Origin of the sequence: Actinoplanes siamensis (assembly GCF_016862395.1) — a bacterium.
In the GTDB taxonomy this organism is placed as follows: Bacteria; Actinomycetota; Actinomycetes; order Mycobacteriales; family Micromonosporaceae; genus Actinoplanes; species Actinoplanes siamensis.
In genome coordinates this window covers 71246-95310 of the sequence record NZ_BOMW01000018.1, presented here as the reverse complement: position 1 = coordinate 95310, position 24065 = coordinate 71246, and the positions used below count along the sequence as shown (strand labels likewise).

General features: G+C 73.8%; 22 protein-coding genes. 9 read left to right on the top strand and 13 right to left on the bottom strand.

The genetic code is table 11. From position 1 onward, the window contains the following. Window positions 1-72: 72 nt before the first annotated feature. The 8 genes from Asi03nite_RS09355 to Asi03nite_RS09320 all read right to left on the bottom strand — a co-directional run bounded on the left by Asi03nite_RS09355 (window position 73) and on the right by Asi03nite_RS09320 (window position 8632). Window positions 73-912 carry a GtrA family protein gene (locus Asi03nite_RS09355; protein ID WP_203678163.1) on the bottom strand — a complete coding sequence of 280 codons (840 nt, stop codon included), beginning with the start codon at window positions 910-912 and terminating at the stop codon, window positions 73-75. Window positions 913-1336: 424 nt separating this feature from the next. Then, on the bottom strand, window positions 1337-2218 hold the full coding sequence (locus Asi03nite_RS09350) for an NAD-dependent epimerase/dehydratase family protein (protein WP_203678162.1): 882 nt from the start codon (window positions 2216-2218) through the stop codon (window positions 1337-1339). After that, on the bottom strand, window positions 2215-3354 hold the full coding sequence (locus tag Asi03nite_RS09345; protein WP_203678161.1) for a cytochrome P450 family protein: 1140 nt from the start codon (window positions 3352-3354) through the stop codon (window positions 2215-2217). The genes Asi03nite_RS09350 and Asi03nite_RS09345 overlap by 4 nt, the downstream gene beginning before the upstream one ends. Then, on the bottom strand, window positions 3351-4109 hold the full coding sequence (locus Asi03nite_RS09340) for a glycosyltransferase (RefSeq protein WP_203678160.1): 759 nt from the start codon (window positions 4107-4109) through the stop codon (window positions 3351-3353). Before Asi03nite_RS09340 ends, Asi03nite_RS09345 begins: the two co-directional genes overlap by 4 nt. Then, on the bottom strand, window positions 4106-5542 hold the full coding sequence (locus Asi03nite_RS09335) for a class I adenylate-forming enzyme family protein (RefSeq protein WP_203678159.1): 1437 nt from the start codon (window positions 5540-5542) through the stop codon (window positions 4106-4108). The genes Asi03nite_RS09340 and Asi03nite_RS09335 overlap by 4 nt, the downstream gene beginning before the upstream one ends. Before the next feature lie 6 nt (window positions 5543-5548). Then, window positions 5549-6283: a glycosyltransferase family 2 protein gene (locus Asi03nite_RS09330; protein WP_203678158.1), complete on the bottom strand. Its 735-nt coding sequence runs from the start codon at window positions 6281-6283 to the stop codon at window positions 5549-5551. Then, the gene (locus Asi03nite_RS09325) at window positions 6280-7275 is read right to left on the bottom strand and encodes a 3-oxoacyl-ACP synthase III family protein (protein WP_203678157.1); all 996 of its coding nucleotides are present in this window, start codon (window positions 7273-7275) and stop codon (window positions 6280-6282) included. The genes Asi03nite_RS09330 and Asi03nite_RS09325 overlap by 4 nt, the downstream gene beginning before the upstream one ends. A 16-nt stretch (window positions 7276-7291) precedes the next feature. Next, window positions 7292-8632 (bottom strand): serine/threonine-protein kinase, encoded by a 1341-nt coding sequence (locus Asi03nite_RS09320; RefSeq protein ID WP_203678156.1) that lies wholly within the window; start codon window positions 8630-8632, stop codon window positions 7292-7294. Window positions 8633-8843: 211 nt separating this feature from the next. Between Asi03nite_RS09320 and Asi03nite_RS09315 the strand changes: the two genes are divergently transcribed. After that, the gene (locus Asi03nite_RS09315; RefSeq protein ID WP_203678155.1) at window positions 8844-9452 is read left to right on the top strand and encodes a TetR/AcrR family transcriptional regulator; all 609 of its coding nucleotides are present in this window, start codon (window positions 8844-8846) and stop codon (window positions 9450-9452) included. A 29-nt stretch (window positions 9453-9481) separates the two neighbouring features. Beyond that, on the top strand, window positions 9482-12307 hold the full coding sequence (locus Asi03nite_RS09310) for a PAS domain S-box protein (RefSeq protein ID WP_203678154.1): 2826 nt from the start codon (window positions 9482-9484) through the stop codon (window positions 12305-12307). 220 nt (window positions 12308-12527) lie between these two features. Here Asi03nite_RS09310 and Asi03nite_RS09305 read toward each other — a convergent pair whose 3' ends face one another. From Asi03nite_RS09305 to Asi03nite_RS09295, 3 genes are all read right to left on the bottom strand, one after another. Then, window positions 12528-13166 (bottom strand): hypothetical protein, encoded by a 639-nt coding sequence (locus tag Asi03nite_RS09305; protein ID WP_203678153.1) that lies wholly within the window; start codon window positions 13164-13166, stop codon window positions 12528-12530. Window positions 13167-13453: 287 nt separating this feature from the next. After that, window positions 13454-14689, bottom strand: coding sequence for an SLC13 family permease (locus tag Asi03nite_RS09300; protein ID WP_203678152.1), 1236 nt, complete (start codon window positions 14687-14689; stop codon window positions 13454-13456). Window positions 14690-14728: 39 nt separating this feature from the next. After that, window positions 14729-16027 (bottom strand): hemolysin family protein, encoded by a 1299-nt coding sequence (locus Asi03nite_RS09295; RefSeq protein WP_203678151.1) that lies wholly within the window; start codon window positions 16025-16027, stop codon window positions 14729-14731. Window positions 16028-16355: 328 nt separating this feature from the next. Between Asi03nite_RS09295 and Asi03nite_RS09290 the strand changes: the two genes are divergently transcribed. From Asi03nite_RS09290 to Asi03nite_RS09275, 4 genes are all read left to right on the top strand, one after another. Beyond that, entirely contained in the window at window positions 16356-16814 is a 459-nt protein-coding gene (locus Asi03nite_RS09290; protein WP_203678150.1) for a putative universal stress family protein, read from the top strand. 142 nt (window positions 16815-16956) lie between these two features. Then, window positions 16957-18495, top strand: coding sequence for a methyl-accepting chemotaxis protein (locus Asi03nite_RS38460; RefSeq protein ID WP_275409348.1), 1539 nt, complete (start codon window positions 16957-16959; stop codon window positions 18493-18495). Between the two features lie 25 nt (window positions 18496-18520). Beyond that, window positions 18521-19636, top strand: a complete 1116-nt coding sequence (locus Asi03nite_RS09280) for a WD40/YVTN/BNR-like repeat-containing protein (RefSeq protein WP_203678148.1) — start codon at window positions 18521-18523, stop codon at window positions 19634-19636. Next, window positions 19633-19929: a MoaD/ThiS family protein gene (locus Asi03nite_RS09275; protein WP_203678147.1), complete on the top strand. Its 297-nt coding sequence runs from the start codon at window positions 19633-19635 to the stop codon at window positions 19927-19929. The genes Asi03nite_RS09280 and Asi03nite_RS09275 overlap by 4 nt, the downstream gene beginning before the upstream one ends. A 70-nt stretch (window positions 19930-19999) precedes the next feature. On the opposite strand, the gene Asi03nite_RS09270 is transcribed toward Asi03nite_RS09275, so the two are convergent. Further along, on the bottom strand, window positions 20000-20380 hold the full coding sequence (locus Asi03nite_RS09270) for a hypothetical protein (RefSeq protein WP_203678146.1): 381 nt from the start codon (window positions 20378-20380) through the stop codon (window positions 20000-20002). A 90-nt stretch (window positions 20381-20470) separates the two neighbouring features. Then, window positions 20471-21226 carry a hypothetical protein gene (locus Asi03nite_RS09265; RefSeq protein ID WP_203678145.1) on the bottom strand — a complete coding sequence of 252 codons (756 nt, stop codon included), beginning with the start codon at window positions 21224-21226 and terminating at the stop codon, window positions 20471-20473. A 160-nt stretch (window positions 21227-21386) separates the two neighbouring features. Between Asi03nite_RS09265 and Asi03nite_RS09260 the strand changes: the two genes are divergently transcribed. From Asi03nite_RS09260 to Asi03nite_RS09250, 3 genes are all read left to right on the top strand, one after another. Further along, window positions 21387-21932 carry a TetR/AcrR family transcriptional regulator gene (locus Asi03nite_RS09260; protein ID WP_203678144.1) on the top strand — a complete coding sequence of 182 codons (546 nt, stop codon included), beginning with the start codon at window positions 21387-21389 and terminating at the stop codon, window positions 21930-21932. 310 nt (window positions 21933-22242) lie between these two features. Beyond that, on the top strand, window positions 22243-23439 hold the full coding sequence (locus Asi03nite_RS09255; protein WP_203678143.1) for a DUF1444 domain-containing protein: 1197 nt from the start codon (window positions 22243-22245) through the stop codon (window positions 23437-23439). A gap of 143 nt (window positions 23440-23582) precedes the next feature. Beyond that, the gene (locus tag Asi03nite_RS09250) at window positions 23583-24053 is read left to right on the top strand and encodes a nucleoside/nucleotide kinase family protein (RefSeq protein ID WP_239102563.1); all 471 of its coding nucleotides are present in this window, start codon (window positions 23583-23585) and stop codon (window positions 24051-24053) included. Window positions 24054-24065: the final 12 nt, after the last annotated feature.

Genomic DNA, 24065 nt, shown 5'->3' with positions numbered 1-24065 from the left:
GGTCCCGGACACACTCCTCGCTGCCAGCCGAGGTTCTGCGGCTGGGTCCTGACGGGTGGGTGCCCGGAAGGGTCAGCTGCGGGCGGTGAGGTGCTGACGGCGGTTGCGATGCCAGGTGCGCAGGCGGCCGGGCGGGCGCTGGTTGAGGACACCGGGGCTCGGCTGGCCCAGGCAGAGACGGGCCGTGGGGATCGGGGCCAGCGTGCCGAGGCAGGCCAGTGCCGCCGAGAGGTCGTCGGTGGAGCGGTAGGCGTGGGAGGCCGGCGTGGTGACGGGAGTAGCGGTCGTCCCGGCCGGGGCGGTGTTCTGGCGGAAGGAAAGCGGGCGGCCACGCGGGTTCCGCCGGGTGCGACGGTCCGGTGCGGGCGCGGCGAGAGGTGCGCAGGAAGCCGTCGCCGCGGGCGCCCGGGAAGCGGCGGGCGCCGGGGCGGCGGTGGCCGGCGGTGTCGCCGGAGCCGGGGAGGACTTCGCGTGGCGGCGGGTGGAGAAGACCCAGCCGCGGAGGACGACGTAGCGGGCGCCGCCCACCAGGCTGCCGGTCAGGGCCAGGACCAGGGACTCGGTCAGCGAGGACGGGTGCGGACCGGCGAGGCCGGTGAACCACGGGGCCACCACCAGGTTGGCCAGGTAGACGGCCACCGAGGTGAGACCTGCCTCCCAGTGCAGGCGGCCGACCGCGGTGGTGGTGACGTTGAACGTGATGCGGCGGTGGGCCTCGGTGTTCGCCGGGGTGACCACGAGCAGCGCCAGCCAGCTCGCCCAGGTGGCGGCGAGCACCTCGCGGACGGAGACGTACACGATCGTCTGCAGGACCGTGCTCAGTGCGCCGACCAGCATGAACCAGAAGAGCTGGCGGGGCACTGTCGCGTTCCACGCGGGTGGGCGGGCGAGCCGTCCGGAAGGACTGGACATGACTGAACGCTTTCGGACACCGATGGTTACTGCCGTAGTGTCAACATCGTTGACGGCCCATGTCAACGACGTTGACATGGTGATACGGGTTACCCTGTGCCATCGCATGGTGGCGGTCTGAGGTGCTTTCTGTCCGGTTTCGTAGACCGACTCAGGGTAGAAGATCCCGTTTTGCCGGTGCGGTTCGTGCGGCTCGACGCGCGGGCGCGCCGGGCAGACTGCAACCTTGCCGTTACCGCTCTGTTTCCGATCAGGGATGCCGCGGCGAGACGGGGCTCACGTCTCGCGTCGGAGGGCGACGAGGCGGGGCAGGTGCGGCGCGGGCGCCATCGAGGCGGGACTGGTCCGCGGTGTGGCGGGCGCTAAGAGGGATTCCTATCTTCCTAGGATGCTATAGACGGCGACGCGGATGGCATAGCGGTGATCAGGTGCGCACGGTAGCCAGATAGTCCGCGAATGATCGGGCGGGCCGCCAGCCCTGCGCGCGGGCGCGGGAGATGTCGAGCACCACCGGCGCGGTGAGCTGCTCCAGGGCGTACCGGGACAGGACCGGCTCCCGCCGGGTCAGCCGCGCCACCGCCGTGCCCACCCCGGCGACCGCCTGGGCCAGGGACAACGGCACGTGCCGGACCGGCACGCCGCAGGCCGCCGCGACGGTGGCGTCACGGGGATAGGGCTCGGCGTCGGTGATGTTGTACGCCGCGGGCGGCCAGCCGGGCGCCGCCAGGCACGCGTCGGCAAGGTTCTCGACAGCGGTCAGGCTCAGCCGGATGTCCGGTCCCGGCATCAGCACGCGGCCGCCGCGCACGGCCCGGCGCAGGCGCGGGAGCAGGTGGGGATCGCCCGGCCCGTAGACGGCGCGCGGTCGCAGGATGACGGCCCCGGCGGCCGAGGCGAGCCTGTCGCCCGCGGCTTTCGACGCGCCGTACGCGGTGAGCCCGCCCAACGGCTGGTCCTCGCGGATCGGCCGCGGACTGGGGGAGTACACGCTCGCGCTGCTCACCCAGACGAGCGGCCGCCCCGCCACGGCGTGCAGCAGGCGGGCCGTGCCGTCCACGTTCACCGCGTGGAAGGCGGCAGCGGCGGCCCGGCCCGGCGGCGGATCACCGACCGCCGCGGCCAGGTGCAGCACCAGATCGGCGCCGCTGAGGTCGGGGAGCGTCCGGGTGGCGTCCCAGAAGCGGTGTTCGCCCACCGGTCCGGGGCGGCGGCCGAGACAGATCACCCGGGCGCCGGACGCGGCCGCGGCCCGGGCGACGGCGGAACCGCAGAACCCGCTCGCCCCGGTGACGGCGATCGTGGTCATCGGGTGGGCGCCAGGACGAGCCGGGCCCAGCCGGGCAGGGCGCTGCGGCGGTCCACCCGCGCGGTGACCACCCGGGGGCGGTGGACGGCCAGGGCGCGGAGCGCGTCGGCGAGCTGGAGGCGGGCCAGGCGGGCGCCGGGGCAGGCGTGCGGGCCGGTGCCGAAGACCAGCTGGGCCACCTGCGGCGGGGCCGGGTCGGCGGGGTCCGGGTCGGTGCGGTGCGCGTCCACGGCGTGCCGGGCCACCAGGATCAGGCGGTCGCCGGCGTGGACCGGGCAGCCGCCGACCGTGCCGGGGGCCGCGGCGACCCGGGGGAGCAGCGGGGTGGGGGCGGTGACGCGCAGCAGTTCCGAGGTGAGCGCTTCGGGGTCGGTCTCCGCGAAGGACCACAACCCGGCGTCGGCGCACCAGGCAGCGGCCCGGGGCAGGGCGGCGACCGTGGTGTTGATCGCGGCCACGGCCAGCATCGCGGCCAGCCCGGGGTCCGGCCGGGCGGGCCCGTCGTCGGGGTGGGACGGCCCGAGCAGGGCGATGAGGCGATCGGTGGCGGCCCGCGCGGCCCGGCGGGCGCCGGGCCGCGGCGGTCCCGGAAGGTGCTCGCGGGCGGCGGCGGCCGCCGCGGCACGTGCGGCGGCGGCCAGGGCCCGGGCGTCGGCGTCGGCGCCGAGCAGGGCGGCGGCGGTCGCGCCGGCAAGCTCGGCGGCCACCGCGACGAGATCGATCCGGCCGCCCGCGGCCAGCGGGGCGAGGCGGTGGTCCAGGACGGCGGTCCAGACCGGGCGCAGGCGATCGACGCCTTCGGCGTTCAGCGCCATCGCGGCGGTACGGCGGGTGCCCCGATGCCCCGCGCCGTCCTGATTGAACAGCAGGTCGCCGCCGGCCAGGTCGCTCGCCGCGCCACCCGTGGTCCGGGCGGCGGCGCGGTCCAGCGGGACGCCGACGAGCCCGTCCCGGAACGCCTGTGCGGAGTGGGCCAGCACGGTCCCGCCCAGCCGTAGCGCCGGCCACCGCCGGGTCGCCGCGAGCAGCGCGAACAACACCGGATGGCTGCCGAGGTACACCCGCCGGTCCCGCCGCCGGGCATGCCGCAGGTCGCGCCGGGCGGCGGCCGGGCGGGAAGCGGGCGGGCGCGTCATCTGACGTGCACCTCGGACGGCGTGGGCGGGCGCCACCGCCGGTCCCAATACCAGAGCAGCGTCCGCCGGGCCCCCCAGGCCCGCAGCCGCCGCAGGCTGTTCTCCACCACCAGATCCTCCGCGCGCACGATCCGCCCGGTGTGGCGCCGGGCCCGGTTGAGCAGCGTCAGGTCCTCCGACCCGTCCTCGAGGCGCTCCCGTGGGGTCCCGCCGCAACGCTGGTACAGGTCCGCGGTGATGGCCAGATTGTGCCCGTGGATCAGGACATAGGGGGTACGGAATCCACCCCGCCGGTGCGCGGCCCGGTAGCGCCCGTAGAGCGCCGCCAGCCGCACCACGGCCGGGAACACGTGGCGTTCCGCGAACGACGGCCGCTCGTCCCGCCGCGGCACACTGCGGCCGCACACCAGTTCCGCGCCCGAGCACAGGTGGCGGCGGGCGGTGGCCACCCAGTCCACCGCCGGCCGGCAGTCGGCGTCGGTGCGGGCCAGCAGCACGGCTCCCCGCGCGATGGCGTGCCGGAAGCCGGTGTCGGCGGCGGTGCCGGCCCCGCGCTCGGGTTCGGTGACCACTTCCACCGGGAACGGCGCGGCGAACCCGCGCACCACGCCGGCCGTGTCGTCTGTCGACCCGTTGTCGACCACGACCAGCGTGAAGTCGGTGTCGGTCTGGGCGGCGAGCGCGGCGAGCGTGGCGCCGATCGACCCGCTCTCGTTGTACGCGGGGACGACGACCGCCAGTTCGGGACGGCTCACCGCCGTACCGCCGAGTTGGCGAGGGCCGCGGCGGCCGCCCGGTCCGGCTTGCGGGACCGCCCGGCCAGCGGCACGGGCGCGAAGAGCACCCGGTCCGGGCGTGCCGCGCCCATCCGCCGCAGCGGGTCGCGAAGCGCGGCCCGGACCGCCGCCCGGTCCGCGCCGGGCGACGTCTCCACGATCGCCACCAGGTTCTCGTCGCCGTCCCGGGCGGGCACGCCGACCAGCACGGCCAGCGACACCCCGGGCACGTGCAGCGCCGGCTCGTAGAGGCCGGGATAGATGTTCTCGGCCCGACGCAGGATCATGTCCTTGGCCCGCCCGGCCAGTACCACGCGCCGCCCGTCGAGCCGCGCGACGTCGCCGGTGGACACCCACTCGTGCGGCGGCGAGCCCAGGTAGCGATCGCACACTCCGGCTCCGGCCAGCCGCAGCTCGGCGGTGCCGGACAGGTCCGCGCGGACGCCCGGCAGCAGGTCGCCGACCAGGTCACCCTCGCTCCGGTGGGCGGCTTTCACGGTGGCCTCGACCGCGGCGGCCGGGAAGACCTCGGTCAGCGCGTAGACGCACCACGCCTCGTCCGCCCCGGCCGCCCGGACCCGGTCGAGCAGCGTCGCCGACACCGGCGCGGAGCCACTGTAGACACGGCCGTGGCAGGGCACGCCGGCGTCGAGCGCGGCGCGCAGTTGCGGCGGCGTCAGGTAGGTGGCCTGTGGCCGCAGCGAGACGACCTGGCGGGCCAGCGATCGGGGCCGGCGGGCCGGCGCGGCCACCGGCGCGCCCGACGCCAGCGCCGGGACCAGCACGAAGAACATCCCGCCGAGGACCGGCACGCCGGCCCGCGGCCGGACGAGCTCCGCGACCGACCGCATACCGGCGCCCAGCCCGGCGCGCGTGTGCACCACGGCGCGTGGGCTGCTGGTCGTCCCGGAGGTGAAGATCACCACCGCGTCCCCGTCGCCGTCGAAGGCCGGGGGAGGCGGGCCGCCGGGTCGCAGCGCCGGCGCGGAGCCGGGCAGGCGGCGGCCCACGGTGACGGCCGGGGCGATGCGGGACAGGTCGGGCAGCGCCAGGCCCGCCCGCCGGGCCAGCGGCGCGGCCCAGCCCGCGACGGCCTGCGCGGCCGCGTCCGCGACGACCAGGGCCGGCGAGGCCAGCCGGAGGCGGGCGAGCAGGACGTCCGGGCCGGCCGAGGGGTCCAGCACGGCGATCCGCAGACCCATCCGGTACGCCGCGAGCAGCACCGCCAGGGAACGCGCGCCGGGTCGTACCGCGACTCCCAGCGTGTCCCCGGGTCGCAGCCCGCGGGCGTGCAGCGCGCCCGCGTACCGGTCGCGCAGTTCCGCGAGGTCTCCCCGGGAGACCGTGCGGCGTCCCAGCAACGCCGGGGTGTCGTCGCCGGGCCGCAGGCCGGCGTTCAGCTCATCGAGCATCGTCGCTCACCTCGGGTCCGGGCCGAGCCGGCCGCTGCCCTTGTCGAGGTACCACTTCGCGGAGCGGACCACGCCGTATGCCCGGATCCGGCGGGTCGAGTTCTCCACAACCATGTCGCGGCGGTACGCGATGGCCGCCGTCGTGCCGCGCACCCGGTTGAGGAACATCCGGTCGGTCGGCGACGGTCGCCGCGGCATCCCGCCGCAGGCCAGATAGAGCTCGGCGGTGATCGCCATGTTGTTGCCGGCGTGCATCCGGTACGGCGCGAGGTAGTGCGGGCCCCGGTGTGCGGGGCGGATCCGGCCGAACGCGGCGGCCACCGTGACCAGGGCGGCGAAGAACGCGCGCCCGGCCGGCCCGTGCTCGTCGCGCCGCGCGGTGATCCGCCCGCAGACCATCCCGGCGCCGCCGCCGAGCGCGTCGCGGGCCGCGGCGACCCAGCCCGGGCGGGGCAGGCAGTCCGCGTCGGTGCGGGCGATCATCCGGGCGCCGGAGGCGATCGCGTGCCGGAAGCCGGTGTCGACCGCGCAGCCCACGCCCTTCTCCGGCTCGGTGAGCACGTGTACCGGGAACGGCGCCGCTAACTCCCGGACGATGTCGGCCGTGCCGTCGGAGGACCCGTTGTCGACCACCAGCAGGGTGAGCTCGGTGTCGGTCTGCGCGGCGAGCGCCCGCAGGGTCGCGCCGATCCGGGCCGCCTCGTCGAACGCCGGCACGACCACCCACAGGTCGCCGGTCACGAGCGCTCCCACACCATGGTCATGATGCTGACCCCGCCGCCCAGGCCCAGGAACAGCACCCGGTCCCCGGGCTCGAGATCCGGGAGAACACGATCCAGTTGTACGCCCAGGGTCGCGCTCGCCACGTTGCCCAGCTCGGCGACCGTGACCTCGAGCCGATCGCGTGGCACACCCGTCACCTCCAGGAACCGGTCCAGGTAGGGCAGTGTCACCTGGTGCACCAGGATCCTGGCGAAGTCGGTGTGTTCCAGTCCGGTGCGGGCCCGGACCCGGTCCAGGATGCTGGCGCCGACCTTCTCGAACACGCCGCGCAGCCGGTGTCCGTCGCCGGCGAAGTAGGTGTGCTCGTCGCCGCGCGGGTGCCGGGAGCCGCCGCCCGGGATGCCGCCGACCGTCCAGTGCCGCGAGTGCGTCTCGGTGTCGATGTCCAGGATGCCGCCCCGGTGCACGGGCTCGACCACCACCGCCGCCCCGGCGTCGCCGAAGGTGAACCCGGCGAACGAGCGGCGGGCCTGCTCCCGGCTGTCCACCCGGCCGCGCATCACCCGGCTCGGGGTCTCGCCGGTGACCACCAGAGCGCGGCGGGCCCGGCCGGCCAGGATCATCGAGCGGGCCAGGTCGATGCCGTTGACGAAGCTGTTGCAGGCGTTGGTGACGTCCAGCGCGTGCGCGCGGCCGCCGAGTTCGGCCTGCACGATGTGCGCGGTGGCCGGCTCCACCATGTCCCGCGAGGCGGAGGCGAACAGCAGCAGGTCGATGTCGAGCGGGTCGAGGTCGGCGCGGGCCAGCGCGGTGCGGGCGGCGTGCACGGCCAGCGTGGACGCGTACTCCCCGGGGCCGGCGACGCGGCGCCGTTCGATGCCGGTGAGCCGGGCGAACAAATCGCGGGGCAGGCGGATGCCGCCGGCCCGGGACACGCCGTCCTGCAGCTCGGCCGTGGTGATCTCGCGTTCCGGAAGGTACGCGCCCACCCCGGTGATCCCGACATACATGGCTGCACATTCTGCCCTAGCCGAAAGAGTCCAGGACAATAGTGAGTTTGGGCAGGTCAGCCATCCATTCGGACCGTGGTGTGCGCCACTCGACGAGGTATGTCCCGCCGGCCGCGCCGGCCACCCGCCGCACCCCGCGCATCGGCCCGGTCTCCGGGTCGGTGAACGTGTACTCCCAGACCGCGTCCGGTGGCTCCGGCAGCGCCTCGATCCGCACCCGTCGGTAGTCCGGCAACCGGATCGACCGCTCCTCGGCGAGCAGGGCGGCGACCACGTCCCCGGGCGGGTGCGGCCAGCGGCTGATCCGCAGCGTGGCCCGGTCGCCGGGGCTGCTGAAGGTGACCCCGCCGAAGGTCCGGCCCGGCGTCCAGCCGGACGGGACCGCCAGCGCGAACCCGGCCGGGTCGGGCCACCAGGTGAATCCGGCCGGCGTCGGGCCCGGCCGGGCCCGTTCGACGCCCTGCGCGCCGCCTCCGACGACCAGCGTGGCGATCAGGGTGAGCGCCGTGGCCATCGCCGGCACCCGCCGCCGGACCCGCGAGCGCGGCGGCTCGGCGATGCGGTGCAGCAGCTCGGCGGCGCGCGCGTGGTCGATGCGCCGGGCCGGCTCGGAACGCAGCAGGCCGGCCAGCACCGGGGTGAGCGGGCCGGCCCGGCGCGGGGCGTCCGGCGGGCCGCTGGCCAGGGCGCGCAGGGTGGCGGCGGTGCTGCTGCGCGCGTACGGCGGCCGGCCCTCCACCGCGTGGTAGAGCGTCGCGCCCAGCGACCACAGGTCGGAGCGGGCCGTCGAGGAGCGGCCGAACAGCCGTTCCGGGGCGATGTACTTCGGCGAGCCCAGCACCACCCGCGCCGCGGTCAGTGCGGCGATCCCACCCGCGGTCACCGCCGGGCCGAAATCGATCAGCACGATCCGGCCGTCGTCGCCGACCAGCACGTTGCCCGGCTTGACGTCGAGGTGCAGCAGCCCGGCGCGGCCGGCCGCGTTCAGCCCGGCCAGCACGGCCAGGCCGATCCGGGCGACCCGGGCCGGCGGCATCGGGCCCTCCTTCTGGATCACCTGTTGCAGCGAGCGGCCGGCCACGTACTCCATGATCAGCCAGGGGCCCTCCGGCGCGGGCAGTACGTCCAGCGTGCGGATCACGTTGGGGTGCCGGATCCGGGACACGGCCCGCGCCTCGCCGGCCGCCCAGGCCCGTACCACGTCCTGCTGGTCCGGGTGCAGGCCGGCGGGCACTGTGCACTGTTTGATCGCGACATCGATGTGCCGCACGTCGTCATGGGCAAGCCAGACGTGGCTCATCCCCCCGGAGCCGAGCGGCCGGATGACCCGGTAACGCCCGGCGATGACCGCTTGCACCGTGACCACTTTCGACCCCCGGTGTAGGCCAACAGTAATCGTCACGTTACCTGGCGTAGCCGCCTGGTGGCCTGTCGGATATCGGGCGGTGCGGCTCCTTCGTGGACGGCCGCCGGCCCGTACCGCCGATCGTGGGCCTGGAGAAAGAGTGAAGCTGATGACATTCTCATTACCGGCCGGTAACGTGACTCGTCGGTAAGGGGGTGGGACGTTGCTCTACGGAACCCCGACTGCGCGTCGCCGGGACGCCCAACGCAATCGTGCGGCCATCGTCCTGGCAGCCAGCGAAGTGCTGACCGGGCCCGACCCGGTCGCCCTGATGCCGGAGATCGCCCGCCGCGCCGGGGTCGGCCAGGCCACGCTCTACCGCCACTTCCCGGACCGGCAAGCGCTCACCACCGCCGTCCTCGAACACCAGCTGGACCTGCTCGCCGAGGCCGTCGCCGGCCCGGCCGGCGAACCCTGCCAGTTCCGCCGGCTCCTGCGCTCGGTGCTGCACACCCAGATCGCCATGCGCGGCCTGGTCGCTCTGGTCCGCCGTCTGGACGTGCCCACCCGGCGCCGCTACCGGCAGCGTGCGCTGACCGCGCTCAGCGGCCCGCTGCGCCGGGCCCAGGAACACGGCCACGTCCGCGCCGACCTGGTCCCCGAAGACCTGGCGCTGCTGTTCACCATGGTGCAGGGCGTCGCCGAGGCCACCGCCGACGCGGCCGCCGCCCGGGCCGCCGCGGACCGCTCGGTGGACCTGATGCTGGACGGCATCTGCCTGACCGGTCCCGACCGGCCCGCTCATCTCCCGCCGGGAGCCGCCGATACCTGACCTCGGAACGGACATGAGGGTGGGTGGCTGTGCGGGTTCCCGAGGGTGTGGCGCTGGACGTGTCGGAGCGCATGGAGCTGGAGCGGCTGCGCCGGGCGATCGCGCACGCGCCCGACGGGTTCGTCGGCATCGACGAGGCCGGGCTGGTCACCACCTGGAACGCGGCCGCGACCCGGCTGCTCGGCTGGGCGCCCGACGAGATCGTCGGCCGGCCCCTGGGCGAGGTCCTGATCCCCGAGGAACTACGCGCCGCACACCGCGCCGGAATGCTGCGTTACCTGGACGGCGGCGCCCCGGCGGTGCTCGGCCGGCCGGTCGACCTGCCCGCGCTGCACCGCGACGGCCACCGGGTGGTGGTCGAGATCACCATCTGGCCATCCGGCGCCCCCGAGGACCGCAACTTCCACGCCTTCCTGCGCGACACCGCGCCCCGCCGGGCCGCCGCCGAGCAGTCCGCCCGGCAGACCCGGGCGCTGCTGGCCGCCGTCGAGACGCAGCGCGCGGTCACCGCCGTCGCGCAGGACCGCGACCAGGTGCTGCGTGTGGTGACCGAGCGGGCGGTGGCCGTGTTCCCGGCCGCCTGCGGCGCCATGATCGAGCTGATCGAGGGCGACCTGCTGCGGTACGTGGCCGGCGCCGGGACGCTGGCCGCGCACGTCGGCAAGCACCAGACCATCGCCGACTCGGTGAGCGGGGCGGCGCTGACCGAGGGCCGCGCCACGCACTGCACCGACGTGGAGACCGACGACCGGGCGAGCCGGGGCATCTGCCGGGCCACCGGGGTGCGGTCGATGTGCGTGAGCCCGCTCTACCACGGCGACCGGGCGATCGGCGTGCTGAAGATCGCCAGCAACCGGCCGCACGCCTTCGACGCCGACGACGCGTACCACCTCGACCTGGTCGCCGGCACGGTCGGCGCGGCGCTGCGGCACGCCGAGGACTACGAGGCCAACGTCGCGCTGCTGGCCGAGCGGACCGGCAACCTGGCCGCGCTGGAGGCGATCCAGACCCGCTTCCGGTACACCTTCGAGAGCTCGCCGCTCGGCCTGAGCCTGTGCAGCCTCGACGAGCGGACGTTCGGCCGCTTCCTGGAGGCCAACTCGGCGATGACCGAGATCACCGGGTACACCGCCGAGGACCTGGCCGGGATGTCCTTCCAGGACCTGCAACACCCGGACGAGGTGGCGACGGCCGAGGACGCGCTGCGCCGCCTGGCCGCCGGGGACGCCGAGACGATGCAGGTGGAGCGGCGGTGCCTGCGCAAGGACGGGAAGCACATGTCGGTGGTGGTCCGGGTGGCGCGGGTGCGCGACACGGTGGGCGCCGAGCAGCCGTACGTCGTGGTCCAGGTCGAGGACGTCACGGGCAGCCGCGTCGCCGACGCCGCCATGCAGCGCCAGGCGCGCCTGCTGGAGCTCATCCCGGCCGCGGTGATCGTCCGCGACCTGTCCGGCGGGATCCTCTGGTGGAACACCGGCGCCGAGCGCCTGTACGGCTGGTCCGCGGACGCCGCGCTGAGCCGGATCACCCACCGGCTGTTGAACACCACCATCCTGGGTGGCGCCACGCTCGCCGAGCAGGACGAGGCTTTGCGGCGCCACGGCCACTGGGACGGCGAGATGCAGCACCTCACCGCGGCCGGCCGCACCGTCACCGTGCTCAGCCGCCAGGTCGTGCACCGCCCCGCCGACGGCGGGGTCCAGGTTCTGGAGATCAACACCGACGTCAGCGCGGCCCGCGCCGCCCAGCAGGCGGTCGCGCTCAACGAGCAGCGCTTCCGAGCCCAGTTCACCCAGTCCACGGTCGGTCAGGTGGTCTGCGGCCTGGACGGCACGCTGATCGCGGTGAACAAGGCGTTCGCCGGCATGCTCGGCCGCCGCGCCGAGGAGGTGGCCGGCACCACGGTCGAGGAGCTGATTCACCCGGACGACCGCCCGGTCGCGCACCGCAACCTCGCCCGCCTGTTCACCGGCGAGGCCGACGGGTACGCCCACGAGGTCCGGCTCCGGCACGCGGACGGGCACTGGGTCGACGCCGAGGCGACGATCTCGGTGGTCCGCGGCCCCGGCGGCCGCCCCAAGCACCTGATCGTCGTGGCCACCGACATCTCCGCCCGCCGCGCCGCCGAACGGGCCCGCGACCAGGCCGCCGCCGCGCTCTCCGAGCGCAACCTCGAACTGGAGGCCGCCGACCAGTTGAAACTCGACATGATCGGCATGCTCGGCCACGAGATTGGCAACCCGCTGTCGTCCATCCTCGGCTACAGCGACCTGCTGGCCGACGAGATGGACCCGGAACACCCGCACGCCGGCCTGATCAAGATCATCAACCGTCAGGCCGAACGCCTCGACGAGATCGTCCGCGAGGTGCTGGCCATGGTCACCCTCGACGCCGGCAACATCAACGCGGTCCGCTCGACGCTCTCCCTGCGGGCCGAGGTGGCCCGCGCCCTGGAGGGCACCGACAACCGCCACATCCCGATCCTCGGACCGGACGCGGACGTCCTCTTCCACGTGTCACATCTGCAGCAGGTGGTCGTCAACCTGCTGTCGAACGCGGCCAAGTACGCCGGGGGAGCCGGCGCCCTGCGCATCGAGCCGGCCGGCGACCGCGTCCACCTGCGCGTCGAGGACTCCGGTCCGGGCGTGCCGCCGGAGTTCCGCCCGCGCCTGTTCGAGCGGCTGGCCCGCGCGGACGACACGGCCGGGACCGTGCGCGGGACCGGTCTGGGCCTCTACATCGTGCGGAACCTGGCTCGCGCGAATGCCGGTGACGTCCGCTACGAGCCCAACCCGGGCGGCGGCTCGGTCTTCATCCTGGAAGCCGACAGCGCCCCACCCGCACAACACCCCTGACCGAGCCGGGGCATCACGCGATCCAGCACCAGCCCCGACGAACGCGGCTGCCCGGCAAGGGTCTCTCGCGCCCCCGCAGGGATCTCCCCGCGCCGGCCGCCGGCTCGCGGCCGGCAGTGAAGGGAGGGTCCCTCGCGGCCCGGAGGGGCCTCTGGCCGCCAGCCGGCGAACGCCCTTCCCGCATCAGCGCCACCCCCCGTGTTCGGGCAGCCGTGGACGATCAGCGGTCGCCGTCTTCCTGGAGGACCTTCTGCCAGGTGATGGTCTTGCCGAAGACGTAAGCGGTGGTGGCGATGATCGTGGTGCCGGCGAGCAGCAGGACCGGGCCCCACGCCCGCGCGTCGTAGGAGCAGAAGTCCTTCAGCGGCGTCGTCGGCAGCGAGAGGGCCCAGATCAGGTACGCCGACGCGGCCGCGGCCGGCTCGACGAGCGGCACCCGGAAGCGCGAGTCCGGGGCCACCTGCTTCTGACTGCGGTACGACAGGCCCAGCGTGAGCAGCACCGTTGCCACGCCGAGCAGGACCAGCCAGACCCACCGCGAGGTGAAGTCGGCCTGGCACTCGGCGCGGCCGGGCGGGGCGGTGACCGTGCCCAGAGCGGCCTGGACGGCGAGATAGACCGAGATCGTCTCGGTGGGCACGTACTTCACCAGCTGGGTCAGCACCGACCCGGCGACGCTGGTGCCGGACGCCGAGCGGGCCGCGTTCTCGCCGGCGGTCTTGGCGTCGGCCGGCGGCGCGCCTTTCGCCATCTCCTCGGCGGTGACGGCGGCGGCGGTGGCCGCGGCCGCCCGCGGCGAGACGCCTGGGGTGCCCTGCAGACGCAGCGCGGCGTCCTCGGCCATCGACGACAGGCTCATGACGCCTCCGAATCCGCGCGATAGTTGCAAATCGATGCGACCCTAGAGGCGGTCGCCATACCTGTCAATGAACGACGTCCGCGCTGGTAGACCGGATGATTGACCGGCCCCGGAGAGGGGTGTCGACTTCGTGACGTGCCGATCGGGAGGTACGGCGTTCTGCGGGCGGCGGTGATCGATCGCCGGATCGAGAGCACGGGTGCTCGGCGAAACGTACGCCCAGGCGTACGTTTTCGGGCAGGCCTGGGCGCCGGAAGTTCTCTCCGGCCCGGTGAGGGACCGCCGCCCTACGCCGCGTGGCCGCTGATCCGCAGCCCCGCCCAGAGCGTTACCACTGCGGCGACCAGGCACAACGGCACGGTCGCGACCCCCAGGGACAAGAATTCGGCGGTACGCGGCGCGGCGTCGCGCGCGTGCAGGATGCGCCGCCACAGCAGGGTGGCGAGCGAACCGGCGTAGGTGAGGTTCGGGCCCACGTTGACCCCGATCAGCACCGCCAGCAGCAGCCCCGGCGAGTGGCTGGCCGCGGGCAGCAACACCAGCGTCGCCGGCAGATTGTTCAGCAGGTTGGCGAGCACCGCCGCCAGCCCGGCCACGACGAGCAGCCCGAGCAGGTCGGCGTGCCGGGGCACCAGCCCGTCGATCCAGTCGCCGAGCCCGTTGTCGCGCACCGCGAGCACCACCACGCCCAGTCCCAGCACGAACGCGCAGAACATCGGGTTCGCCTCGGTGACCAGCGTGCCCACCCGCAGGCGGCGGGCCAGCGGGGCGGCCAGCGCGACCGCCCCGGCCGTCGCCACCCAGGCCGGCTCCACCCCGAGCGGCTGCAGCGCGGCGAACCCGGCGAGCGTCGCGGCGAGCACGGTCAGGGCGTACCGGGGAGCCGGCCCGGGCGCGGCCGGCGGCTCGGCGCGGCCGTGCAGGTCACGGGCGAAGAAGAAGCGGAACACCAGGTACTCGGCGACGACCACCATCAGCCAGGGCGCCGCCATCAGCGCCGCGAACCCGGCGAAGCTCAGCCCGCTCGCCGCGAACGCCAGCAGATTCGTCAGATTCGACACCGGCAGCAGCAGCGACGCCGAGTTCGCCAGGTGGGTGCAGGCGTAGACGTGCGGGCGGGGCCGCACCCCGGCCCGGGCGGCGACGGTCAGCACCACCGGGGTGAGCAGCACGACCGTGGCGTCCAGGCTGAGCACCGCGGTGGTCACCGCCGCCGCCGCGAAGACCGCGGTCAGGAGCCGCTTGGGGCGGCCCTGTCCGAAACGGGCCACCGCCGCGCCGGCCCACCCGAAGACCCCGTGCACCTCGGCGAGATGGGCCAGGACCAGCACGGCGGCGAGGAACAGCACGGTCGGGAGCAGAGCCCGTACCTCATCCAGGGCCTCTCGGGCGGAGACCAGCCGGCAGGCGACGCAGAGCAGCGCCGCGGGAACCGCGGCGACCGCCTCCGGAAGGCCGCGCGGGCGGGCGACGGCGAAACCGAGCACCGCGCCCAGCAGCACGAGCGCGATGATCGTGGACACCGCCGAAGCCTGCCCGGTCCGGCCGGCGGGCAAACGCCGCTAGGAAACTGTGGCCGGGCTCTCGGTCTGCACCGGGCGCAGCCGCAACTGGGTGATCGCCCGGCCGGTGATCTCCACCACCTCGGCGGTGTGCCCATGGATCGCCACCGTCTCGCCAGGCGCCGTCGGGATGTGCCCCAGGCGGGCCAGCACCAGGCCGGCCACCGTCGTGTAGTCGCCCTCGTCCTCCTCCTCGATCTCCACGCCGATGTCCGGCAGATCGTGGATCGGGAACGTGCCCGGCAGCAGCATCGCGCCGTCGTCCTCATGGACCACCGATTGCACGTCGCGGTCGGTCTCGTCGTAGATCTCGCCGACCACCTCCTCGACCAGGTCCTCCATCGTGACGATCCCGTCGATCGCCCCGCGCTCGTCGACCACCAGGGCGAACTGTTGGCGCTGGGTGCGCAGCTGGCGCATCGCGTCGGCGATCTTCAGCGTCTCGGGCAGGAAGGTCGGCGTGAACATGTGGTCGAGGACGTGCCCCTCGGAGCCGATCAGGTCGCGCAGGTGGACCACGCCGAGCACGTCGTCCAGACCCAGCGGCCCGGTCACCGGCGCCCGCGAGTGACCGCCGTCGACCAGCACCTGCAGCGCCTCGGAGGAGCGCATCACGGCGGGCAGGATCAGCACGTCGCGGCGCGGCACCAGGATCTCGCGCAGCGTGCGGTCGGCGATGTCGAACGCGCCGCTGATGATGGTGCGCTGCTCCGGGGTGAACTCCTGCTGCTGGGCGACCATGTCCCGGATCTCCTCGGCGCTGACCTCCTCGCGGCCCGCCTCGGGGTCGCCGCCGGTCATCCGCACCACCAGGTCGGTGGCCTTGCCGAGGAACCAGACCACCGGCCGGGACAGCGTCGCCAGCACGTCCAGCGGCCGGGCCACCAGCAGCGCCCACCCCTCGGCCCGCTGCATCGCGATCCGCTTCGGCGCCAGCTCACCCACCACCAGCGTGAAGAACGTGAGCAGGATGGTCACGATCACGATGGCGATCGGCTCGGCCGCCGTGCCGAGGAACCCGAGCGGCTTGATCAGCGGCTGCGCGAGCGAGACCGCCGCGGCCGCCGACGCCAGAAATCCGGCCAGCGTGATGCCGATCTGGATGGTGGCGAGGAACCTGTTCGGATCCCGGGCCAGGCGCGCCAGGGTGCGGCCGGCACGGCTCTGCCGCTCCAGGCGCTGGAGCTGGCTCTCGCGCAGCGAGATCAGGGCCATCTCGCTGCCGGAGAAGGCCGCGTTGAGCAGCACGAGAACCATGACGAGGACGACTTGCCACCCGTATCCGCCCACGGCGGACATCAACTCCTTCGTAGGGATCACCGACTCGGCGCCGGAGACCGGAGCCGAGTCAGGTCAAGGTACCCAGTCAAGCTGAAGGCCATTCTCAGGAAACACGTTTCGTGGCGACCCGGCGACCCCGCTGCGCGCCTCCGGCGACCAACCGCGCGGCCGCGGCTGGCCGCCGGGGGTCCCTCCCGGCTCGGGACACACTCCAGTGACCAGCCGCACGCCCCCGGCTGGCCGCCGGAGGTCTCTCCAGAGGCGGGACACACCCTGCGGGGCAGCCGGGCGTCGCGCAGGCGAGTGTGGGTGGCGGCGGCGGCGAAGGGCTGCAAGTCTTCTGACCGTGGACGTACTGGTGTGGGTACGGGAAGGCGTCTGGCCGGCAGCCGTGGACGCGGCGCGGGACCTGACCGGCCCGGACGACTCCGTGACCCTGGTGCACGCGCTCGACCCCGCCATCGCGGCCGGGGCGCACGGCGCGTATGCCGGCCTGCTCGGCCGTGGCGGGTGGCCGCATCGCGGCCATCAGGACCCGGGGACCGTGGTCGAGGCGGCCGGGGTGGCGGCCGAGAACGAGTTGATGACGGCCGCCCAGGAGCGGTTCGGCCGGGCGGCCCGGACCGTGTTCCGGCGCGGCCGCGTCGAACGCGAGGTGGTCGCCGCCTGTGCCGGGATGGATCTGCTGGTGGCGGCGCGGGACGGGGACGTGGACCGGCCGGGCCCGAAGAGCCTCGGACCGGCCAGCCGGTTCGTGGTCGACCACGCGCCGTGCCGGGTCCTGTTGGTCTGGCCGCAGCGCTGAGGACGGGGGGCCCGCGGTCCGCCGGGCGGCGCGGACGCCCGGAACGGCCGGCGTGCCGACCGGGTGGTCCGAGCTTTCACTACATCTGCGCGCCCCGGGGCCGATGGATGGACGAGGATCCGGATGGTGGAGGAGTAGCAGCGTGCGGTGGTTCGGTTCCCAGCAGCCCGGTCCGGAGGCCACCCGGCCCATCCCCCGTGACGTCGAGGCCCTGGAAGAGTTGGTGCTGGCGCTGGAGACGGCGACCGACGAGATCAACGCCTGGCGGATCACGGTGGCCAGTACCGTGGAGTCGTACGGTTTCGGCTACGGCGCGATCTGGGTGCCCGACGGCCGGCAGCTGCGCCTGGTCCACGAGACCGGCCGGCTCACCCCGCAGCTCCAGGCGGCGACGCCCGGCAGGTCGCTGCCGATGGACAGCGGGTTGCTCGGCCGGGCGTACCGGACCCGGCAGCTGACCAGCGCCGAGTCGCTCGCCGAGTGCGGCGGCTGCCGGCGCTGCCAGACCGCGCTGGGCAGCGGCATGGTCGCCGGCCTGGTGCTGCCGGTCACCAAGGGCAACGAGGTGATGGGCGTCCTGGAGTACTACTCGCCGGTTCCGCTCTACCTGGACGACGCGCGCAAGGAGAAGTTCGCGACGATCGCCCGGATCGCCGAACGTGCCCGCAGCGCGGCGATCGCCGCGGCCGAGCTGCGCCAGGTCGCCGACGACCGGATGGCGGTCACCGCTGTCGTGACCCGGCTGGGCGCGTCCGTGGACAGCCAGTCGGCGCTGCGGGCCGCCCTGGACGCGGTGCGCTCCGCGTTCGGGTGGGCGTACGGGTCGTACTGGGAGGTCGACCCGGACGCGAACGTGCTGAGATTCGAGGTCGAGTCGGGCTCGGCCGGCGAGGAGTTCCGCCGGGTCACGCTGGCCGCCACGTTCGCGGAGGGCGTCGGGCTCTCCGGGCGCGCCTGGCGGGCCCGGGACCTGGTCTTCGTCCGTGACCTGTCGGAACTCACCGACTGCGTGCGGGCGCCCGCGGCGGGCCGTGCCGGAGTGCGTTCCGGGGTCTGCTTCCCGATCACCAGCGGTGACCGGGTGGTCGGCACCATGGACTTCTTCACCACCGAGTACATCGATCTGTCCGAGTCCCGCGCGGCCGCCCTGCGCAACGTTCAGCAGCTGGTCAACCAGCGGCTCGACGTGCTGCGCGGCACTGAACGGGCGGCCGCCAACGCCCGCGCCCTGCTGGACACCGTCGAGCGGCTGCGCGACGCCAGCGGCGACGCCACCGAGGTCGCCGAGCAGGCGGTGACCCGGGCTTCCGCGATGACCGCCGAGGTCGCCGCGCTGGGCCAGGCGTCCACCGCGATCGGCGACGTTATCAAGATCATCGAGTCGATCGCCGAGCAGACCAACCTGCTCGCGCTCAACGCCACCATCGAGGCGGCCCGCGCCGGTGAGGCCGGCAAGGGCTTCGCGGTGGTCGCCGGGGAGGTCAAGGACCTGGCCCGGGAGACCGCCGAGGCGACCCAGCGGGTGGCCGAGCAGATCGCCGGGATCCAGGCCAGTGCGGAGACCGTGTCGGCCGGCATCCACACCACGGCGGAGACCATCGGAAAGATGGACGCGGTGCAGGTGCGGATGAACGAAGTGCTCGCCGAACAGGCGGAAATGGCCCGCGCCTTGGAGAGATGACCGTTTTCTGCGGCACAGTGAGGCCATGACTGGCGTACGGCTACTGGTAGGCACACGCAAAGGCGCGTTCATCCTGACCTCGGACGGGACGCGCCAGGACTGGACGATCGACGGCCCGCACTTCGCCGGCTGGGAGATCTACCACGTGAACGGTTCTCCGGCCGAACCGGACCGGATCTGGGCCTCCCAGACCTCCGGCTGGTTCGGCCAGATCATGCAACGCTCCGACGACGGCGGCAAGAACTGGCAGGCGGCCGGCAACGACTTCACTTACGCCGCCCCCGTCGGTGACCACCTCTGGTACGACGGAACACCCCGTCCCTGGGAGTTCAAGCGCATCTGGCACCTCGAGCCGTCCCGCACCGACCCGGACACCGTCTGGGCCGGCGCCGAGGACGCCGCGCTCTACAAGTCGACGGACGGCGGGCAGAAGTGGGAGGAGCTGACCGCCCTGCGGCAGCACCGGACCGGCCCGTCCTGGCAGCCCGGAGCCGGCGGGATGTGCCTGCACACGATCGTGCTGCACCCCACCGACCCGGAACGGATGTACGTGGCGATCTCCGCGGCCGGCGCGTTCCGTACCGACGACGGCGGTGCGACCTGGCAGCCGATCAACGCGGGCCTGCGCTCGGACGGCATTCCCGACGAGGACGCCGAGGTGGGGCACTGCGTGCACCGGCTCGCCATGCACCCGTCCCGGCCGGACACGCTGTTCATGCAGAAGCACTGGGACGTGATGCGCACCGACGACGCGGGTGGCCGGTGGCACGAGGTCAGCGGGGACCTGCCGACCGACTTCGGCTTCCCGATCGCGGTGCACGCGCACGAACCCGAGACGATTTACGTGGTGCCGATCACCAGCGACTCCCTGCACTACGTGATGGACGGCAAGCTGCGCGTCTACCGCAGCCGCAGCGGCGGGCACGAGTGGGAGCCGCTGACCGCCGGACTGCCGCAGTCGCACTGCTACGTCAACGTGTTGCGGGACGCGATGGCGGTGGACACCCTCGACGGGTGCGGCGTCTACTTCGGAACCAGCGGCGGCCAGGTGTACGCGTCGGCGGACAGCGGCGACACGTGGACCGCGATCGTGCGGGACCTGCCGCCGGTGCTCTCGGTGGAAGCCCAGGTGCTGCCGTGATCCGGGTGGTCCTGCCGGTGCACCTGCGCACGCTCGCCCGGACCGGCAAGGAGGTCCAGGTCGAGGTGGACGGGCCGGTCACCCAGCGCGGTGTGCTGGACGCGGTGGAGCGCGACTATCCGATGCTCGCCGGCACCATCCGCGACCGGGGGACCGGGCAGCGGCGTCCGCTGGTGCGCTTCTTCGCCTGCGAGGAGGATCTGTCCAACGAACCGCCGGACGCGCCGTTGCCGGACCGGGTGGCGCGCGGCGAGGAACCCTTCATGGTGGTCGGCGCGATGGCCGGCGGCTGATCGGAAAGATGGGCGGCCGGGGGGCGGGACCCCCGGCCGCCGCTGATCGCTTGCGGTCCGCTCGGCTCTTTCAGCCGTTTGCGGAGGTACGGCCCCCCGGCCCGAACGGAACGGTGACGCTCCCGGATGGGCTGTTGATGTTCAGCACCGCCGGCAGGTTCGTCAGACGGTGCAGATCCGGCAGGTCCAGGTCGAGGTCCAGGTCCGTGAACGGCCACCAGCCCTGGTAGTTGACCGTCCGTACCGAGGTGGTGCCGCGGTTCACGTGCCAGTTCGCACAGTCCTGGCGGGGCCAGAGGCCGGTCTCGGCGCCAATCCGGTTGAAGGTGTCGCAGGCGGCCTTGACATCTGGGTCGTCGTTGCGCGGACCGGCCTGTGCCGGCCCGGCGGTCAGCGCCAGCGCGGCCAGCAGCGCGCCGCCGGTGATGACCAGTTTCGTCGTCGTTCTCATGTCTCCCTCCCTTGTTCGCACGTCGGTGGATTCAGCCGATCACGACAGCGGCGGCCGCTTCCCGGATCGGGGAAGTGGCCGCCGGCGGGGTCAGCGCACGGAGGTGGCGGGTGGGGTTCCGCCGGTTCCGGTGGTGCCGGTCCCGGTCGTCGTGGTTCCGGTGGTTCCGGTGCCTGTGCCCGTGGTGCCGGTTGTCCCGGCGCCGGTGGTCGTGGCTCCGGTGCCGGTGCCCGTGGTTCCGGTGGCTCCGGTTCCGGTGCCTGTGCCCGTGGTGCCGGTGGTCGCGGTGCCGGTGCCCGTGGTGCCGGTTGTCCCGGTGCCGGTGCCCGTGATTCCGGTGGTGCCGGTTGTCCCGGTGCCGGTGGTCGTGGTTCCGGTGGTCGTGGCTCCGGTGCCCGTGGTGCCGGTGCCCGTGGTTCCGGTGGTTCCGGTTCCAGTTGTCCCGGTCCCGGTTGTCCCGGCGCCGGTGCCGGTGGTGCGGGCTCCGGTGTCACTGGGAGCCGTCCCGCCCGCCGGCGCGCCAGGCCAGCTTGGTAACTCCGGTTGTTGCTGACTATCAAAGTCGGCCACCAGCACGAATATTCGGCGCACTCCGTGGAATGCCTCCCGGCAGTCGGTGCTGTCCCACGCTCCGACCGCCGCCCCGAGCTGGCTGATCGACTCACATGCGGTTCTGGAGTCGTAGAAGCCGAAGATGTCGTCCGGAAGTAGGTTCTGCGCCTGGCTTCTGGTCGCGCGTGCGTTGTCCGGCACGTTCGCCGGCGCCGCCTGCGCGGGACCGGTCAGCGCGGCACCGGCCAGAATGCCCGCTCCGGCGATGGTCAGGCTTCGTGTCGTCTTGCGCATCGTTTCCCTTTCTCCGCAGTTGCATGTCGGGGAAAGCTGAACACGGAAACGCCGATCAGTTCACACGATCGAAGGAATCTGCGGGATTTTTCCCCAAATAAGGGATCTGACGCGGTATGGAACCGCGATCCCCGCCCGGAGCGCGGCATACCATCAGGGAATGGTGAGGCGTACGGGCGCGGCGACGCGTGAGGAGATTCGCTCGGCGGCGACCCGGCTCTTCCACGAGAAGGGTTACTCCCGCACCTCGGTGCGCGACATCGCGGCCCTTGCCGAGATCAATCCGGCCCTGGTGATCCGCCATTTCGGCAGTAAGGAAATGCTCTTCCTGGACACCATGCGGCTCACCGTCGACGACGATCCGCTGCTCGACGTGCCGCCGGCCGAGTTCGGCGAGCGCTTCGTCGAGCGACTGCTGGCCGACGACGACATGCGCGGCGTTTACCTGGCCCTGGTCCGGGGATCCGGCGAGCCGCAGATCAAGGGACGTCTCCGGGCCATCCACGAGCACACTCTCGTCGTCCCCGTGCGCTCCCGCCTGACCGGCCCGGATGCCGACCTGCGTGCCCGCCTGGCGGCGGCGGTGGTCGGCGGCCTGTTCCACGCCCTGTGGGTGGTGGGCGACGCCGAGCTGCTCGCCGCCGACCCGAAAGACCTGGTCACCCGCTACGGCGCCGTCCTCCAGCGACTGATCACCCCGGCCTGACCCAGGCGCGCGTCGCACCGCGAGGCCCAGCCGGCGCGTCGGGGTGATCGCCATGCTTGTTCCTTCCGGCAGCCTGCGGAGCCGGGAGTCTGCGGAGCCGGGAGTCTGCGGAGCCGGGAGTCTGCGGAGCCGGGAGTCTGCGGAGCCGGGAGTCTGCGAAGTAAACTAAGTTTACTTCGTAGGCTGACGTGGTGGGCCCCACCAATTCGAGCGGGCAATCTGGGACAGCATGCGCAAAGCCGGACATCAGCGGACCAGGATCCACCGGCCGAGCCTGATCCCGGCGCGCCGGGTCGGCTAGGGTTCCGCCGTGGGATTGCTGGACCGGTTCGTCTCTCCCCGGCGCCGATTCGCGGCGCTGGCCCTCCGCGTGGCCCGGAGCACACCGGGGGTGGAGCGCGCGGAGAGCCGGCCGGAGGAGTTCGCCATCGCGATCTACCGCACCGGCGCGTCCGGGCCGGCGCACCTCTATCTGGCGAACATCTTCCGCGAGACGGAGGGCGCGACGCCGGCGGAGCGCAAGGAGCGCCTCGCGAAACTGGTCCGCATCATGGCGGCTCCGCCGCCTCAGGACGATTGGGATTCGGTACGCCCGAAGTTGCGTCCCGTGCTGCGCCCGGTCACGTTCGGCTCGGCCGGCCCGCCGGGGATGCGTCCGCCGATCTCCCGTGCCGCCCTGCCGTACCTGAAGGAGCTGGTCGTCGTCGACCAGCCGGACGCGATGGCCTACGTCGTCCCGGACCGGGTCGACGAGTGGGGCGTCTCCGCCGAGGAGGTCTTTGCCGCCGCCCGCGCGAATCTCGCCGAGATGGCCCGCAACTCGCTGGACCAGCCCTGGCCCGGCGGCCAGCCGCTGATCAGCATGTTGGACGACGGCGACGCGTATTTCACCTCGCTGCTGCTCGCGCCGGGCTGGCTGGCCGAGGTCGGCGAGCGGCTCGGCGGCCCGGTGCTGGCCTTCGCGCCGGACAACAACACGCTGCTGCTCTGCCCGCTGCCGGAGACCACCGCCGAGCCGTTCTACGCGCTGGTCGACCAGCATTTCAAGGAGGCCTCGCGGAGCCTGTCCCCGGTCGGTTACGTGGCTGGCCCGCACGGCCGCACGATGGCGTACTCGCCGCCGCCGGGCCACCCGCACCACCTCTCCGCGCGCCGGGCCGAGACCCTGCTGGCCCTCACCGAGTACCACGGCCAGACCGACTGGCTGGCCGGGCAGTACGCGCAGGCCGGCGTCGACGTGCACGTCGGCGGCCTGCTCGCGGCCGAGCCGATGGGCGGCGTGCCGGAGACCATCGCGGTGTGGACCGCGGGGGTCAGCACGCTGCTGCCGAAGGCGGACACCATCGCGTTCGTGCACCCGGACGCCGGCCCGCAGTTCCGCGCGCCGTGGGACGCGGTCGCCGAGCGGGTCGGCCTGGAGGCGGAGCCGCTGCTCGCCCCGCCGCGGTACCGGGTGGAGGACTGGCCGTCCCCGGAGGTCCTGGCCCAGCTGCGGACGAACGCCTAGTGTGCGCCGGGGCCGGCCCGCCGCGCCCCGGCGGCCCGTCGGCCGGTGACGGCGCCTCGCCGGCTGCGAGGTGGCGGGAGCCCGCCGCCGAGCGGGTCGTCGCCTGGGCACGGGGCCGCGAGCCGTCCGCGGGGAAGCGGCGGGTGCTCGCCGTCGAGGGGCGCTCCGGTTCGGGCAAGACGACGCTGGCCCGTGCCGTCGCGGAGCGGCTGGACGCGCCGCTGATCCACATGGACGACCTGTACCCCGGATGGGACGGCCTCGACCAGGGTGTGCACAACCTGCGTGAGTGGGTGCTGGAGCCGCTCGCGCGGGGCCGGGCCGCCCGCTGGCGGCGGTGGGACTGGGCCGCCCACGGGTACGCCGAGGAGCACCCGGTCCCGGACGCCGACTGGCTCGTGGTCGAGGGGGTCGGGGCCGGGGCGGGCGTGCTGCGGCCGTACCTCAGCGGGGTGGTCTGGTTGCAGAGCCCCGCAGCGGTGCGCAAGCGGCGCGCCCTGGCCCGGGACGGGGAGGCCTATGCCCCGCACTGGCGACGGTGGGCCGCGCAGGAGGACGCCTTCTACGCGCGCGGCGACGTCGCGGCGGATCTGATCGTCGAGAACGGCGAGTAGTTTCACTCTGCC